This window comes from Thalassobaculum sp. OXR-137 (assembly GCF_034377285.1).
Lineage (GTDB): Bacteria > Pseudomonadota > Alphaproteobacteria > Thalassobaculales > Thalassobaculaceae > Thalassobaculum.
The window spans coordinates 1,410,001-1,425,357 of the sequence record NZ_CP139715.1 but is presented as its reverse complement, the minus strand read 5'-3'; the positions used below and the strand labels follow the sequence as shown (position 1 = coordinate 1,425,357).

The window sequence follows — 15,357 nt, the reverse complement described above, 5'->3', positions numbered from 1 at the left end:
GCTGCGGAGAATGTCTGGAATCCGCCCTCCCTGTCGGAAAGCGATGTCGTGATGCGCAGATTGCTGCCATTGAGGCCTGCGCAGCGAAAGCATGCTTTGTCCCGCACCTCTGCCATTCATGCCAGGCATATCGAACGGCCACTCCCCAGCAAAGCAACAGTCTAACCGAGGCGAAGAAATGGGACACGGCTACACGCCGCACATGCCGTCGCATTCGTCAGCGAAGAGATCGAGCTGCCCTTTGTCCGCCAGTGTGTCGAGGTCGGCTTCGTCGAGCGGCAGGCAGGAACGGTGCAGGAAGACCTCGCCGCGCAGATTGCGGAAGCCGGTGCGGATCAGCCGGTCGATGGCGACGGCATCGTCCCAGGCATCCGGGTCCTCCTCGTGCATCTGCCGCCATAGACTGTCGCTGTGATAGGGACAACCGATGCAGGAACTCTTCGGCGGTGCGGGATAGCCGTTCCGCTCCAGCCAGCGCAGGCAGTCGCGGCGTGTCATGCCCATCTCAACGAGCGGAAAACGGTTCACCTGCCACGGTTCCATCGACATTTTCATGCGCACGATCTCGTCGAAGGATATGCCGATCCACTGCTCGACGACCGGATGATTTGGTGAACGTTTGCCTGCAATGCCGATAAGTTCGCGCACCTTGCGGCGGATCGGGACGATTTTGAGTTCCTTGGTGCATTGCCGCCGGATCATGCCGACCTTGCCCGACGCGGATCTGGTGAAGGCGGGGATCGAAACCCAGCGGTCGCCCTGCGCGCCCTTCACGAGCCCGTCGCGGATATTGCCGTCCGAGACGATATGCACCGGGAAGGGCAGCACGTTCGGCGACCTGAGCCAGGCGAGATGCTCATAGACCGCCCGCGGCTCCCAACCTGTATCGGCGAAGATGGCGCAATCGGGCATCGGCCCCACCGCGCCATGGGCGGCCATCAGCGCCAGCGTGGTCGACTGCACCCCGGCGCCGAGCGACAGCACGCGCAGCTTGATGGTGGATGTATCGGCCGGCGGCGGGAACAGCGCATTCATGGCCGCTCTCCCGCCTGCTGTCCGCGTCGCCATTCGGCGGGTGGGTCGAATGTGCCATTCCAGATCCCCTTGCGCAGGAACTTCGCCATGCCTTCCTGGCTGGTGTAATTGTAGAGGCGGTTGGCATCGCGGTCGGCAATGGCCCAGCCCTCATTGGCGACCCAGGCCGAAAGATTGTCGATGCCCGCGTAGCAGATCGAGATGAAGCGGCCATAGGCGTCGCGCGTCTTCTTCTGCCAGACATCACAGTTGACCGTGCGACCATCAAGGAACTCGGCGAGCGCGGCGGCGGCTTCTCTGCCGCAGGGCCATACGGCACCGTCGCGGCGATGGCAGATCTGGTCGATCTCCATGGCATCGACGCCGTAAAGCCTGTGGCGCCTGCCGTCCACCTCGATGGTATCCGCATCGATGACGCGGGCCGGGCCTTTATATTCACTATCGAGCGCGGGCCAGAAGGACACCACAGCGAAAAACAGAATGCCGATGACGGCGCTGCCTTTGACAAGTTGAAACATGGGAAGTCTCCTTTTTCGGGTTCCGGGCCGACCGACCCTCTCTCTGGCTGTCAGCCCTTCACCCGCCCGGGACGTCCCTTTTCCTCTGGATCCAGCAGCCGTCGGTAGCCGCCCCGCACCATGGTCCTCGCGCCGGAGAGCAGGCGCTGAACGCGGGTACGCAGGAAACCTGCCTCCCAATCCTCCCGGACCGCCCGATCCCCATACAAAACCGCCGCGATGTCACGCTGGCTGGCCCCGAATTCCGCCCCGTCAAAGGCGCGGAGCATCTCGACCCAGCGGCGGGCGCGGCGTTCGGGTGGGTAAAGGGATTTGAGCAATCGTCCGCTGCGCGCCAGGCGGCACAGGCGCTGTAGGGTCAGCGGCTTGATCTCGAAATCCTTGAGGCCGCAAAGCGTGCAACTCAGCAGTGCCGGGCCGGTGAGCGCATCGCCCTCTGTCACCGCGAGTTGCAGATATCGCGCGCCGTCGCTGAATAAAAAATGCTGGCCGTCATCACCATGCACGACGGCGCGGAACAAAGGGCATTGGCGACAATCGAATGTGTTGCCTGTGTCGACGTGCGGTTTGGCTTCTACCCGCAAGACCAGGGGATTGCATTCCGGTAGCCAGAAGAACACCGCCTCGCCATCGATCTGGCAACAACGCACGCCCCATCGGGCCAATCGGCAATCCTGATCGCAAAGGATGTGTCCGGATTCATCGGGCGGGCTGCATCGGGCTTCCCGCAGGTCGGCAAGGAACACCGGGTTCCTGCGCAGCCACTCGCCCGCCCAGCAATGCCGGTCGCTGTTAAGTAACGGATTATAGTGTTCGGGTTCGCGCCAATCGGCGCTCGGACTTATGCCCGGTTCGGGTTTCTCCTCAGACATGGCAGCATTCCTCCTTGCCGTGATCATCATCAGCAGACGGAAGAATGCTTGTTGGCGATGGGGTGTTTTCCGTCCGCCCTATCGATGATTATCGATAGGAAACGGCGGGCGCGCTTTTGCGAAAGGGTCGCAGCTTTTGAAATTGCGCCACGAATATTCAAAGAATTTTAAGTAAATCCGACAGATTTTGTCAGACATTTCCCCATAATTGCCGTATTCGCGCCATGATTGCATAAATAGACTGCAATCTTGGAAGTCAGGTTGCCTGCCATATTACGGGTGGCCTGCCCCAAGTGGATTTATGCATTCATGGGGGTGGTATGTCAGATGTTATTATGATCGATTTTTCCGCGGACGCGCCATTGCCCTTCGCAGAGCTTCTCGGGCGTTTTGCCAATCCGGCCGCAGTGATCAACCGCTATCTGTTTCATCCCAATCCGCAAGGCGCGCGGCTGGTCTCACCCCAAGTCACCCTGATCATGCATGAGGATGAACCCTTCGAGATCGATTGGCGCGGGCCGTATGAATTGCAACCCGCCCGCCATCGCGTCGAAGCAGGACAGTTTCATATCGTGCCCGCACATACGCCGATGGAAGTGGCGTGGGAAGGGGAGCAGCGGGCGGCGATCATTACGTTCACGCCAGACTTTGTGGATCGCGTCGTTCGCGAGCAGTTCAAAGGCGATGCGCCGCGCCTGCAACCTCAAGCCGCGCTCAGCGATTCGCTCGTGCAAAGTCTCTGCATGGCGCTGTGCGGCAAAATCGGCGCAAAAGGGCATCACCTCCGGGCCTGCGCCGAGGCCATCGCCACTCAGCTTGTCATTCACCTGCTGGCGTGTTTCGGCGCAGGCGGAACGGTGCAGCCTTCGATTTCGGGCGGACTGACCAGTGCCCAGCAGCGCCTCACGCTTGACTATATCGGCACACATGGGCGGCAGGAATTCGATGTCGGCGAACTGGCGGCAGCAGCGGGCCTGTCCAGACGCCACTTCCAGCGCGCTTTCAAAGAGAGCTTTGGCGAGACGCCCTGCCGGTTTGCCCACAATACGGTGATGGCCGCAGCGGTTGAACTGGTGCTGGGCACGCGAAAATCGATCACCGAAATTGCGCTGGATCTCGGCTTCGAGAATTTCGGGAATTTTTCAACGGCGTTCAAAAGACATACCGGCATGAGCCCGGAAGCATTCAGAAGAAGAAATGGATGAAGTTGCACCTTTGACCAAATATTTCCCCGGAAGTTGATAAATCCTTGCACCTCCCGCCCCGCACGTCTAGAAACTAGTCCTGTGCAGTTGATAGGATTTGTGGGGCATGGAGGAGCGGCAGGTGGGCGACGGCCAAAATCCGGGCAAAGAACACGCGTTGCGCTGGGGTGTTGAGCAGCGCTTCGAGTTCATCGAATTTCGCCTCTTTTGGGATGGCCATATCAACCGTGGCGACCTGATCGGCATGTTCGGGGTCTCGGTGCAGCAGTCATCGAATGACCTCAACCGTTATCTTGGTCTGGCCCCCGCCAATATGGTCTACGACAAGAGCGCACGGACATATGCGCGCGGGGTTGATTTCGCACCGCTTTTCCTGAAGCCCGACGCCAGCCGTTACCTCACCCAGCTTCGCTCGGTGGCCGATGGTATCCTTGATAGCAGCGATGCCTGGCTTGACCAGATTCCCGCCTTCGATGCCGCACCGACACCGGTTCGCGGTGTGGATGCAAAGACCTTGCGGGCGGTACTGGCGGCAATCCACCGTGGCGAATCGCTTGAGATCAAATATCAGTCACTGTCCCGACCCGAACCCAAATGGCGCTGGATTGCCCCGCATGCCATCGGCTTCGATGGTTTCCGCTGGCATGCGCGCGCCTTCTGCGAAAATGATCAGACGTTCAAGGATTTCGTGCTGTCGCGGATCATGGATGTTCGGGGAACGCGACAGATAGATTGCGACCCTGCCAATGATGCCGATTGGCATGAACATGTGACACTTGAAATCGGCCCGCACCCGGAGCTATCCGAAACGCAGCAGAAGGTCATCGCCCTCGATTATGGCATGCGTGGCGGCAAGGCGAAGATCAAGGTCAGACATGCTTTCCTTTACTACACGCTGAAACGTCTGGGACTCGATGTCGATCCATCTGCGCGAAAACCGCAGGATCAGCAGATTGTTCTCCTAAATCGTGAGGTCATTGATGAAGATCATTGATAACACCTCGCAGCTATTGGGCGATGACCTCAAAGCCACAATTGGTAGGGGCGCGCGCGTGAAAATCGCGGCATCCTGCTTTTCGATCTATGCGTTCGAAGCCCTAAAGTCTGAACTTTCCAAGGTCGAAAGCCTTCAGTTTATCTTCACAGCCCCGACGTTCGTGCCGACAGAGGTCGCGGATCACCTGCGCAAAGAACGGCGAGAGTTCTTTATCCCGAAAGCGCGGCGGGAGAGCGGCCTTTATGGCACGGAGTTTGAAATCCAGCTCCGCAACAAGCTGACGCAAAGGGCCGTGGCGCGTGAATGCGCCGACTGGATTCGCAAGAAAGCCACGTTCCGGTCGAACACCACGAAAGCCCCAATGCAGCAGTTCCTGCACGTGGCGAGTGGTGACGGCGGAATCGCCTACATGCCGATCAGCGGCTTCACCGCGGTCGATCTCGGCTATCAGAAAGGCGATGCCGTATCGAATTTTGTGACGCGGTTTGACGATCCAAGTCACGCACAGATGTATCTCCAGCTCTTCAACCAGATATGGGCGGACCCGGAAAAAGTCAAAGACGTCACGGAAGCGATCTGCGATCATATTGAGTCCGTTTACCAAGAGAATTCGCCAGAACGCATCTACTTCATGATGCTGTATAATATCTTCCAGGACTTCCTGGAGGATATCGACGAGGACGTTCTTCCGAATGATCTTACTGGCTATCGCGACAGCCTTGTCTGGAACAAGCTGTTCAACTACCAGAAAGACGCCGCAACCGGGATCATCAACAAGCTGGAGACATACAACGGTTGTATTCTGGCTGACAGCGTCGGCCTTGGGAAAACCTTCACCGCACTCGCGGTAGTGAAATACTACGAGCTTCGAAATCGTGCCGTCTTGGTGCTTTGCCCCAAAAAACTGGCCGATAACTGGCAAAACTATAACACCAACCTGACGACCAACATCTTTGCGAAGGACCGGTTCAACTACGATGTCCTCTGCCACACCGACCTCTCGCGGACGTCGGGCGAGTCCTTCGGCATTCCGCTCAACCGTGTGAATTGGGGCAATTACGACCTCGTCGTCATCGACGAGTCCCATAATTTCCGCAACAACGATGTCTTCAAGGACCGGGAGACACGCTACCAGAAGCTGATGAACAAGGTCATCCGCGCAGGCGTGAAGACCAAGGTTCTAATGCTCTCCGCGACGCCGGTGAACAACCGCTTCACCGACCTGCGCAACCAACTTGCGCTCGCCTACGAAGGACAGTCGGAGGCTCTCAGACAGAACCTGAAGACGCAAACCAGCGTCGAGGAAATCTTCCGCCGCGCGCAGAAAGCTTTCAATGCCTGGACGATACTGCCGCCGGACGAGCGAACCGCGGCCTCAATCCTCAAGGCGCTCGAATTCGACTTCTTCGAACTTCTGGACGCCGTGACGATCGCGCGGTCACGCAAGCACATCGAGACCTTCTACGACACCAAGGACATCGGCAAGTTCCCCCAAAGGCGAAAACCCCTGTCGTTCCATTGCCCGATCACACACCGCGACGACGTGATGGGCCTGAACGACATATTTGCGCAGCTCTCGATGCTGAAACTCGCGGTCTATGCACCCATCAGCTACATCCTGTCGAGCCGCCTACGGAAATACGAAGATATCTACGACACCCAGGTCGAGGGCGGCCGGGGCAAGCTGCGCCAGGCAGACCGGGAGCGTAGCCTTCAGGCGCTGATGACGACCAACCTTCTCAAACGCCTGGAGAGCTCGGTCGAGGCATTCCGGCTCACGCTGCGCTCGCTCGCTGGAAATATATCCCGGACGCTGGGCGCGATCAGTGAGTTCGAGCAGTCCGGCGGCACGCAGAGCGTCAGCGACTACCTCGCGGATGCCGAGACGTTGGATGCCGAGGATGAAGATCTTGAGGGTCTCGACGAATTCACAGTTGGCAAGAAGGTCCAGATTAGTCTGGCCGACATGGACCTGCCATCCTGGAAACATGACCTTCAGGCCGATCTCGCCCTGATCGACGACCTGGTCGCGTCCATGGACAAGGTCGAGCCGCAGGACGATGCCAAGCTCCAGCACCTGAAAGACGTCATCAACCGCAAGGTCGGTGAGCCTCTAAATCCCGGCAACAAGAAGGTTCTGATCTTCACGGCGTTCGCCGACACGGCGAACTATCTCTTCGCCAATCTCGCGCCCTTCGCACAACAACTGGGTTTGCACACCGGCAAGGTGACGGGCTCTGATGCGCCAAAAACCACGCTGAAAAAGGGCTACGACTTTCAGGGCGTCCTCACCCTGTTCTCCCCACGCTCGAAGGAGAAGGATGTCGTGATGCCGAACGAGCTTGGCGAAATCGACGTCCTGATCGGCACGGACTGCATTTCCGAAGGCCAGAACCTTCAGGACTGTGACTACCTGATCAACTACGACATCCACTGGAACCCGGTTCGCATCATTCAGCGCTACGGACGCATCGACCGCATTGGCTCGCCGAACTCGCAGATCCAGCTCGTGAATTATTGGCCGGACATTTCGCTCGACGAGTACATCAACCTCAAGGAGCGCGTCGAGAACCGGATGGTGATCGCGGACATGGTCGGAACCGGTGACGACAATGTCCTGACGGCCAAGAGCAGTGACATCGCCTACCGCAAGGAGCAGCTCAAGCGCCTGCAGGAAGAGGTCATCGAGATCGAGGACGTCAAGACAGGCATATCGATCACCGACCTCGGCCTGAACGACTTCCGCATGGACCTGCTCAACTACGTCAAGCAGCACGGCGAACTCGCCAGCCTGCCCAATGGCATGCATGCCGTGGTTCCGTCGCAGCCGGAGCTGGGGCTCCGCCCCGGCGTGATCTTCGCGCTCAAGAACATCCACGACAGCGTGAACATCAACCAGCAGAACCGGCTCCACCCCTACTATCTGGTCTACATCGCCGATGACGGCCAGATCATTGCCGACCATACCGAGGTGAAGCGCCTGCTCGACCTGATCCGAACCAGTTGCAAGGGTCGCGAGGTGCCGGTCCCGGATGTCTGCCGCTCTTTCAACGAGCGCACCGGGGACGGCCGGAAGATGGAGCATTATTCGGAGCTCCTGAGCTCGGCCATCCGCTCCATGATCGAGGTCAAGGAAGAGAAGGACCTCGACAGTCTGTTCAGCGGCGGCCGCACGACGGCACTCACCCACACACTCAAAGGGCTTGATGACTTCGAGCTGATCGGCTTCCTGGTGATCGAGGGAGGTCCCGGATGACGGCGTTCTTCGACTATCCCAAGAGCGCTGCCTTCGGTCGCGTGGTGCCGAAGACCAAGATCTATGAGCACGCCGGCGCGAACACTGCTCTCAAGGACCTGTTCGTGCGCGAGGTCGATCAGATCGTCTGGCGTTTCAAGCTGGCGCCCGAGACGATCAACCTGAGCGCCACCAAATCGGTGACGGAGATTCAGGTCTTCAGCATCTCGCTCAAGACCGGCAAGCTCGACGAGGGTGTCCTGCGCGCGATCGACAAGGCAATCCCGTTCCCCCTGATCTTCGATCTGACCTATGGCGGCAAGCGCAAGGCCATGGCGGCGTTCAAGCGCCCCAGCGAGGCCGACAGCATGAAATGGGTGATCAGTGAGTATTTCGCGACCGATTGGGCGCCAGAGGATACAGCCCGGGCGCCATTGCCGGTCGCGCTTAATCTCGGGGCGTTATACGAAGGGATACTTGGGGCGATTCTGTCCGCACAGGCCGGTCAACAGGACGACGTGGCCGCGACCGGCTTTGGAGAAATGCCGCAAGCGGCGTTCACGCACGCGCCGGACGTCCCGCGCAACTCCTTGGTAGATTGGCCCATCGCGGACCGGATCGCGCGGATAGAGGCGATCCGCGCCAAGACGCGGGAGGTCGAGCGCATCAAGGCGCGGCTGGCGCGAGAGAAGCAATTCAACAAGCGCGTGGCGATCAATGCCGAGCTGCGCGCGGCAAAACTGGAACTGGAACGGCTCACCGGGGCGACCGCCCAACCGGCCGCTACGAGCGAGTGAGAGGACGACGAGCATGGACAAACTGAAACTGCACAGCCCGAACCTGACAGAAGAGAATATCGCGAAGATCTGTGAGCTGTTTCCCGGCTGCGTGACCGAGGCGGCGGACGAGACGGGAAAGCTGCGGCAGGTAGTGGACTTCGATCAGCTTCGGCAGGAGTTGAGCGACCATATCGTCGAGGGGCCGCAGGAGCGATTTCACCTGAATTGGCCAGGGAAGCGCGAATCTCTGGCAATCGCCAACTCACCAATCGCAAAAACACTGCGTCCTTTGGCGGTCGAAAGCGTCGAATTTGAGTCCACAAAGAACATTCTTATCGAAGGTGACAACCTAGACGCCTTGAAGTTGATACAAGAAACATACCTAGGCGAAATAAAGATGATCTACATTGATCCGCCCTACAATACCGGGAACGATTTTGTCTATGATGACAATTTCGTGGAAGGATCAAAGGAATTTCTCGCTCGCTCGAATCAGCATGACGATACTGGCAATCGCCTTGTTGCCAATCCAAGCTCGAACGGTCGCTTCCACTCAGATTGGTTGAGCATGATGTATCCGCGGTTGCGCTTGGCGCGCAACCTTCTTAGTGATGATGGTGCAATTTTCATTAGTATCGACGACGGTGAGCTCCAGAACCTAAAGAAGATTTGTGACGAGATTTTCGGATCAGATAGGTTTATTGCATGTTTTGTATGGAAAAGTCGTCAAAACATCGACAATCGGACAGTCACGGGCGCGTCTGTCGATCACGAGTATATATTGTGCTACGGGAAAGCGATCAGAGGCTCCGAGAGAAACAAAGAACAATATTCCAACCCGGACAATGACCCACGAGGTGATTGGGCAAGTGCAAACATGGTTGGCATTGCCACCGCTGATCGGCGCCCAAACCTTCACTATGATCTCGTCCATCCAGAGACAGGAATTAACTACGGCTGCCCACAAATGGGTTGGCGATATGACCGCAACACGATGGCACGCCTCATTCGAGAGGATCGCATACTGTGGCCTGCCTCTTCTGACGGGCGTCCCCGAAGGAAAGCCTTTCTGAGTGAGTTGGATTCCGACTTCACGGGATTTTCAACCATTATTGGTGATGGAATTTACACCCGTGACGGCACATCCGACATGGTAAGTCTTTTCGGTGATCGAGTTTTCAGCTTTCCTAAGCCTGTATCTCTGATGAAGGTAATTGTTGAACAAGCGACGAAAGAAAATGACATTGTTCTTGATTTCTTTGCTGGTTCCGGTGCCACAGCTCACGCAGTGATGAATCAAAATGTGTTGGACGGCGGCAAGCGGCGGTTCATTCTTGTGCAGATTCCTGAAGCTCTGGATCCCAATAACAGGGAGCAAAAAACTGCAGCGGATTACTGCGATAAGCTAGGAAAGCCGCGGAACATCGCGGAGCTTACGAAGGAAAGGCTTCGACGGGCAGGCAATAAAGCTGGGGAGGGGAGCCGGACTGACCATCTGGTCGATGTCGGCTTCCGCGTCCTGAAGATCGACACCTCGAACATGCAGGACGTGTACTACCGCCCAGACGAAGTCAAGCAGGCCGATCTTCTCTCTGCGGTCGACAACATCAAACCCGACCGCACGCCCGAGGACTTGCTCTTCCAGGTGCTAGTCGATTGGGGTGTGGATCTGACGCTGCCCATCCAACGCGAAACGGTGCAGGGCAAAACGGTGTTCTTCGTGGATGAAAACGCCCTTGTCGCCTGTTTCGACACCGGCATCACCGAGGAATTGGTCAAGGAGCTGGCGGGGCACGAGCCGCTGCGCGTCGTTTTCCGCGACAACGGCTTCGTGTCGGACGCGGTGAAGATCAACGTCGAACAGATCTTCCGCCAGCTTTCCCCCACCACCGACGTCAAGTCGATCTGAGGGGGCGAGGCATGTCAGGCGCAATGAAACTCAAGTTCAAGGTCCAGCCCTATCAGACCAATGCCGTCGATTCCGTCGTGGATTGTTTCGCCGGTCAACCGATGGTGAGCGGCATCACCTACCGGATCGATCCCGGCCGCAAGGCCCAGGCCAGCGCTTTCGAGGAAGGCTTCAAGAACGCCGACATTGCGTTAACCGAGGCGCAGGTTCTCGCGAACATGCAGGACGTGCAACGCCGTCAGAATCTGCCGTTCAGCCAAAGTCTGACCGACTTCACCGTCGTAAACGCCCGCGGAGAGCGGGCACCGGCGCCAGCGACCTACACGCGCGATGCGCTGACTGCGAGCCGATATCACCTCGACATCGAGATGGAGACCGGCACAGGCAAGACCTATTGCTATATCAAGACCATCTTCGAGATGAACAAGCGTTACGGCTGGTCGAAATTCATCATCATGGTGCCCAGCATCGCGATCCGTGAGGGCGTCTATAAATCGCTGCAGATCACCGCAGAGCATTTCACCGAAAGCTACGGCAAGAAGGCGCGTTTCTTCATCTACAACTCCAAACGCCTGCACGAGTTGGAGAGCTTCTCGTCCGACGCCGGCATCAACGTCATGGTCATCAACATTCAGGCGTTTGCCGCCCGCGGTGCCGACAATCGGCGCATCTATGACGAACTGGACGACTTCCAGTCCCGACGCCCCATCGACGTGATCGCCAGCAACCGGCCAATCTTGATCCTGGATGAACCGCAGAAGATGCAGGGCAATGCCACGATGGAGGCATTGCCGAAGTTCAAACCGCTGATGATCCTGCGCTATTCGGCGACCCACAAGACGCAGCACAATCGGGTGCACCGCCTCGACGCACTGGATGCCTATAACCAGAAACTGGTGAAGAAGATCGCCGTGCGCGGTATCCAGACGCGCGGCCTCGCTGGCACGAACGCCTATCTCTACCTTGAAGGGATCGACATCTCGAAGAAAGCGCCCGTCGCCCGCATCGAGATCGAGGTGAAGCTGAAGTCGGGCGAGATCAAGCGCCAGCTTCGGCGGCTGGAGTTCCGCGACGATCTGTTCACGATCTCTGGGGAGCTCGATCAATACCGTGGCTTCACCATTTCGCAGATCGACTACAACCATGACACTGTCGAGTTTACCAACGGTGTGGTCCTGACGGCTGGCGAGGCCACGGGCGACGTGTCCGAGCGCGACATTCGGCGCATCCAGATCCGCGAGACGATCAAGGCGCATCTCGACAAGGAAAAGCAGCTCTTCGCTCAAGGAATCAAGGTGTTGTCCCTGTTCTTCATCGACGAGGTGGTGAAGTACCGCGACTATAGTCAGGCCGACGAGAAAGGCGAATACGCCCGCGTCTTCGAGGAAGAGTACGAGCTTCTGAAGGCCGAGTATCTCTCGGAGTTGGTGATCGACAACGAGGTGTACCGGAAGCATCTGGCCGCAATCGACGTGGGCAACACTCACAACGGCTACTTCTCGATCGACAAGAAAACCAAGCACCTGAAAGATCCCGCCGTCGGGGCGCGGGCTGTCGATTCCGATGACGTGGATGCCTACGACCTAATCCTGAAGGACAAAGAAAGCCTTTTGACCCTTCCGGGGCCATCGGACAGTGCCGAGCAGCGGGCAAAGAGAGAGGTACGGTTCATCTTCTCGCACTCCGCACTTCGCGAAGGCTGGGACAACCCGAACGTCTTCGTCATGTGCATGTTGAAGCACAGCGACAATACGATTTCGCGCCGCCAGGAGGTTGGCCGTGGGCTTCGCTTGTCAGTAGACCAGCATGGGGACCGCATGGATCACCCGGCGGTCGTTCACGACATCAACGTTCTCACCGTGGTCGCCAGCGAAAGCTACAAGGATTTTGTCGGCGGCCTTCAGAAAGAGATCGCTGATACGTTGTCGTCGCGCCCGCGGCAGGCGACCGAGGCGTATTTCACAGGCAAGATCATGACAACCGAGGCGGGGCCGGTCGAGATCACGCCGGCCATGGCGAAGCAAATATACAGATACCTCGTCAAGAACGACTACACGGACGATGCTGACCAGATCTCCGGCGACTACCACACCGCGAAGGAAGCGGGGGCGCTCGCTGCTTTGCCGGACGAACTGAAACCCCATGCGGATCAGATATTCCAGCTTATCGACAGTGTGTTCAGCGACGCGCAGTTGCCCAAAGTCGACGATGGCAGGAAGCCAAAGACGAATCCGCTCAATGCCAATTTCGAGAAGAAGGAATTCCAGGAACTCTGGGCCCGGATCAATCGAAAGGCGGTCTACCGCGTGGAGTTCGACTCCGCCGAACTCATTCGGAAATGTGTGAGCGCGCTCGACAGCCAGCTCAGGGTGACACCGCTGCAATACACCGTGCAGGTCGGTGTTCAGAACGACGGGATCACCGACGATCAACTGAAGACTGGCGACGGCTTCAAGGTTACCAGCACAAGCACGGAGCAAGGGGGCTCTATTCACTCGCTGGTGAAATACGACCTTATTGGGAAGATCGCGGAGAACGCCCAGCTTACCCGACAATCGACGGCATCTATCCTCTCGGGCATCGAGGCCAGTGTATTCGCTCAGTTCCATCAGAACCCGGAACACTTCATCGCAGAGGCTTCCCGGATCATATCGGAGCAGAAGGCGACAATGATCATCGAGCGCCTCACTTACGATGAAGTCGAGGACCGCTACGACGTCGGTATTTTCACGGCCAGCCAGACTGGACAGGATTTTTCCCGGGCAAGCGCCAAGCTGAAAAACCACGTCTACGACTACGTGGTGACCGATTCTGACATTGAGCGGCAGTTTGTTGAGGAGTTAGACACGAGCACAGAGGTGGTCGTCTACGCCAAGCTGCCGCGCGGTTTCCTCATTCCGACGCCAGTCGGTGACTACAACCCTGACTGGGCTATTTCCTTCAAGGAAGGTGGGGTCAAGCACATCTATTTTGTTGCTGAAACCAAGGGCACAATGTCCTCAATGAAGCTCCGCGAAATCGAAAAAACGAAGATCGAGTGCGCCAGAAAGTTTTTCGTTGAGATCGCCCACAAAGTCACCGATGACCAGGTCAAATATGACGTGGTCACCGATTACGCAAAGCTGATGGATATTGTCGGGCGGGCAGCATGAGAATAACGGATGTCCCCTATTCCATTGTTACAGGGGATGATTTTGCACGCCGGTTTTCAATGCGCCCGGGTGGTCTGATGTGGCTGCTCGGGGCTGGAGCCTCTGCCTCAGCCGGCATTCCCACGGCATGGGACATGATCTGGGAATTCAAGCAGCAGCTATATGTGAGTCAACGACATGTCTCGCCAAAGACCGTTGCCGACCTGGCAAATCCGGCGGTTCGCCGATCACTCCAAGGTTTCATCGACGGCCTCGATCAGTTTCCCCCAACAGGCGCCCCCGATGAATATGCCGCGCTGTTCGAAGCAGCTTATCCAAGCGAAAACGACCGCAGGACGTACATCGCCGCCAAGCTAAGCGGCGCTAAACCGTCCTACGGCCACATGGCGCTGGCCACATTCATGAAGGCGAGCCGCACCAAAATCGTGTGGACCACAAACTTCGATCCGCTCGTGGCTGATGCATGTGCCAAGATTTATGATGGGACAGGTCACCTGACCACTGTCGCGCTTGACGCTCCTGATCTCGCCCGAGACGCACTCAATGGCGAGCGCTGGCCTGCAGAGATCAAGCTGCACGGCGATTTCCGGTCTCGTCGTCTCAAGAACACGGGAGATGAACTGAGGCGTCAGGATGCCACCCTGCGGGATCTTTTTGTGGGCACCTGTGGAAGCTCCGGCTTGGTCGTTGCTGGTTATAGCGGACGCGACAATTCGGTCATGAGTGCTTTAGAGGAGGTCCTAGAGAAAACTTCACCTTTCCCCGGCGGCCTGTTTTGGCTCCATCGAGGTGAAGATCCGCCGCTTCAACGGGTATCGGAATTTCTGGGCAATGCGGCTTCGAAGGGTGTCGATGGCGGCCTCGTCACAATTGAGAACTTCGACGAAACATTGCGCGACCTGGTCCGTCTGCTCGACGATCTGGATACCACAATGCTCGACACATTCGCGTCCGAGCGAGCCATCTGCTCACCAGCCACAAAACCTAGTGGTAATCGTGGCTTTCCTGTTGTGAGATTCAACGCTTTAGAACTGAAGTCTATGCCGTCTGTCTGTCGGCGCGTAACCTGCAATATTGGCGGACACGCCGAAGTCAGGTCCGCCATTGAGGCGACAGATGTAGCGGTCTTGGGAACGCGTACACGGGCAGGCGTTCTCGCATTTGGAGCCGACAACGACGTGCGTACAGCCTTTTCTGATAATATGATCGAGGAGTTCGATCTCCATACCATTGAAGTGCGCCGCCTACGCTATGACAGCCAGGAGCGCGGACTCGTTAGACAGGCCCTCTCCCATGCGCTCGCGCGCAAACATGATCTGACACTCATCCGCCGCCGAAATACCGATCTTCTCTTTCCGAGTGATCCTGCTGATCAGCGCTGGGCACCACTGCGAAAGTTGGTCGGAAATCTCTCCGGAAGTGTTCAAAATCAACCAGATCTACTTTGGCACGAAGGCATCGGCACCCGCCTAGATTGGGCAGACGATAGGCTGTGGCTTCTTTTCGAGCCTCGAACGGTAATGGCAGGCGTGACGGAAGATAACCGAGGCGCCTCAACCGATTTCTCCCGCGAACGAACTGTCCGCCGGTACAACAAGCCTTTGAACGAGTTGATCTCGTTTTGGGCGAACTTTCTCGCCGCGGATGGTGTTGAA

Annotated in this window: 10 protein-coding genes (1 of these 10 only partly in view); 7 read left to right on the top strand and 3 right to left on the bottom strand. The window is 57.6% G+C overall.

Annotated features, from left to right (window positions below; all coding sequences use genetic code 11):
* Positions 1-189 precede the first annotated feature (189 nt).
* The 3 genes from T8K17_RS06715 to T8K17_RS06705 are packed head-to-tail and all read right to left on the bottom strand — an operon-like array spanning position 190 to position 2,425.
* Positions 190-1,035 carry a hypothetical protein gene (locus tag T8K17_RS06715; RefSeq protein WP_322333723.1) on the bottom strand — a complete coding sequence of 282 codons (846 nt, stop codon included), beginning with the start codon at positions 1,033-1,035 and terminating at the stop codon, positions 190-192.
* Positions 1,032-1,553: a thermonuclease family protein gene (locus T8K17_RS06710; RefSeq protein WP_322333722.1), complete on the bottom strand. Its 522-nt coding sequence runs from the start codon at positions 1,551-1,553 to the stop codon at positions 1,032-1,034. Before T8K17_RS06710 ends, T8K17_RS06715 begins: the two co-directional genes overlap by 4 nt.
* Before the next feature lie 50 nt (positions 1,554-1,603).
* A complete protein-coding gene (locus T8K17_RS06705) occupies positions 1,604-2,425 on the bottom strand; it encodes a DUF2285 domain-containing protein (protein ID WP_322333721.1) in 822 nt (273 codons plus the stop codon).
* 335 nt (positions 2,426-2,760) lie between these two features.
* Here T8K17_RS06705 and T8K17_RS06700 point away from each other — a divergent pair, with 335 nt between their 5' ends.
* From T8K17_RS06700 to T8K17_RS06670, 7 genes are all read left to right on the top strand, one after another.
* A complete protein-coding gene (locus tag T8K17_RS06700; RefSeq protein WP_322333720.1) occupies positions 2,761-3,630 on the top strand; it encodes an AraC family transcriptional regulator in 870 nt (289 codons plus the stop codon).
* 106 nt (positions 3,631-3,736) lie between these two features.
* Positions 3,737-4,624 carry a helix-turn-helix transcriptional regulator gene (locus T8K17_RS06695; RefSeq protein WP_322333719.1) on the top strand — a complete coding sequence of 296 codons (888 nt, stop codon included), beginning with the start codon at positions 3,737-3,739 and terminating at the stop codon, positions 4,622-4,624.
* A complete protein-coding gene (locus T8K17_RS06690) occupies positions 4,611-7,883 on the top strand; it encodes a helicase-related protein (RefSeq protein ID WP_322333718.1) in 3,273 nt (1,090 codons plus the stop codon). Before T8K17_RS06695 ends, T8K17_RS06690 begins: the two co-directional genes overlap by 14 nt.
* Positions 7,880-8,659, top strand: a complete 780-nt coding sequence (locus T8K17_RS06685; RefSeq protein WP_322333717.1) for a DUF4391 domain-containing protein — start codon at positions 7,880-7,882, stop codon at positions 8,657-8,659. Before T8K17_RS06690 ends, T8K17_RS06685 begins: the two co-directional genes overlap by 4 nt.
* 13 nt (positions 8,660-8,672) lie before the next feature.
* Positions 8,673-10,550, top strand: coding sequence for a site-specific DNA-methyltransferase (locus T8K17_RS06680; protein WP_322333716.1), 1,878 nt, complete (start codon positions 8,673-8,675; stop codon positions 10,548-10,550).
* A 23-nt stretch (positions 10,551-10,573) separates the two neighbouring features.
* The gene (locus tag T8K17_RS06675; RefSeq protein ID WP_322333715.1) at positions 10,574-13,702 is read left to right on the top strand and encodes a type III restriction-modification system endonuclease; all 3,129 of its coding nucleotides are present in this window, start codon (positions 10,574-10,576) and stop codon (positions 13,700-13,702) included.
* On the top strand, positions 13,699-15,357 hold the 5' portion of the coding sequence (locus T8K17_RS06670) for an SIR2 family protein (protein WP_322333714.1). 87 nt of this gene lie beyond the right edge of the window; the window shows 1,659 of its 1,746 coding nt (coding positions 1-1,659); it begins with the start codon at positions 13,699-13,701; its stop codon lies off the right edge, out of view. The genes T8K17_RS06675 and T8K17_RS06670 overlap by 4 nt, the downstream gene beginning before the upstream one ends.

Coding starts and splice junctions, on each gene's coding strand:
- T8K17_RS06715 (WP_322333723.1), bottom strand. CDS start 1,035: ATGAATGCGCTGTTCCCGCCGCCGGCCGATACATCCACCATCAAGCTG.
- T8K17_RS06710 (WP_322333722.1), bottom strand. CDS start 1,553: ATGTTTCAACTTGTCAAAGGCAGCGCCGTCATCGGCATTCTGTTTTTC.
- T8K17_RS06705 (WP_322333721.1), bottom strand. CDS start 2,425: ATGTCTGAGGAGAAACCCGAACCGGGCATAAGTCCGAGCGCCGATTGG.
- T8K17_RS06700 (WP_322333720.1), top strand. CDS start 2,761: ATGATCGATTTTTCCGCGGACGCGCCATTGCCCTTCGCAGAGCTTCTC.
- T8K17_RS06695 (WP_322333719.1), top strand. CDS start 3,737: ATGGAGGAGCGGCAGGTGGGCGACGGCCAAAATCCGGGCAAAGAACAC.
- T8K17_RS06690 (WP_322333718.1), top strand. CDS start 4,611: ATGAAGATCATTGATAACACCTCGCAGCTATTGGGCGATGACCTCAAA.
- T8K17_RS06685 (WP_322333717.1), top strand. CDS start 7,880: ATGACGGCGTTCTTCGACTATCCCAAGAGCGCTGCCTTCGGTCGCGTG.
- T8K17_RS06680 (WP_322333716.1), top strand. CDS start 8,673: ATGGACAAACTGAAACTGCACAGCCCGAACCTGACAGAAGAGAATATC.
- T8K17_RS06675 (WP_322333715.1), top strand. CDS start 10,574: ATGAAACTCAAGTTCAAGGTCCAGCCCTATCAGACCAATGCCGTCGAT.